Source organism: Exiguobacterium sp. SL-10, assembly GCF_004337025.1.
GTDB lineage: Bacteria > Bacillota > Bacilli > Exiguobacteriales > Exiguobacteriaceae > Exiguobacterium.
This window is the reverse complement of the sequence record NZ_SJUP01000031.1, coordinates 1-841: the sequence shown is the minus strand read 5'-3', so window position 1 is coordinate 841 and position 841 is coordinate 1. Positions and strand designations below refer to the sequence as shown.

1 protein-coding gene is annotated in these 841 nt (G+C 54.2%); it reads right to left on the bottom strand.

Annotated elements, in window-relative coordinates; all coding sequences use genetic code 11:
• Positions 1 to 96: 96 nt before the first annotated feature.
• On the bottom strand, positions 97 to 841 hold a 745-nt coding region (locus tag EVJ33_RS15155; protein WP_145963188.1), incomplete at its 5' end, for a transposase.

Below are 841 nucleotides of genomic sequence, written 5' to 3'. Positions count from 1 at the left end.
GAGGGCACTGAAAAACCTCCGCTCTATCCGAGCGTGGACAGAAAAAAGAGCGATTGGACCGACTCAAGTCGGGACGATCGCTCTTTTTCCTTGCCCTCATCCTGTATTTTCTTTTCGAAGGACGATGATCCGCTTCAGGTTGACCGCGATGATCGCCATCACGGCCTGCAACGTCATGCCTTTCAGGTCTGACGTCTTGTTGCGCGCCAAACCTTGCGGGTTCTTCAGTTGACTATTCTTCGCCTCGATGGCGTGCCGTTTGCGGCGATAGTCCTTGAATTCATCCGTCTGCTCGTACTCGTACTGTTCACTATGCTCCCTCGATTTCAAGGACACGCTGTACGTTTTCGATTTTGCGCCATCCTTGTAACAGCCATCGCGCAATGAGCATTGCTTACAGAGCTCGATATCGAAATAATGCGTCTCTTTCTGATTTTTACCGATGTTCCTTGTCCCTGTCCGGGCCTTTCGGATGGCCATGTGCCCGGCGGGACAGACGTAGCGTTCGGCATCCTTATTGTAGGTGAACCCTTCACCGCGGTTATCGGCAGGCGAATAGACACGCGGATTCAACGGAGCGACAAGCTTACATCCTTGCGAGGCTGCGTAAATCAGGTTGTCACGGCCAGAATAGGCGGCGTCACCCACGATGTGGTCGAACTCGACACCGGCTAGATGGCTCTTCTCGACAAGGCTCGCCAATTGTGGACCGTCTGCCGCCTCGCCAGATGTGACGATGACGGCCGTAATGATTCCCTCCTCCGTCATCGCGAGATGATGCTTGTAGCCGAAAAACGAGGAGTCGGCACTCTTGTGCCCGGTCCGGGCATCACTGTCTTTG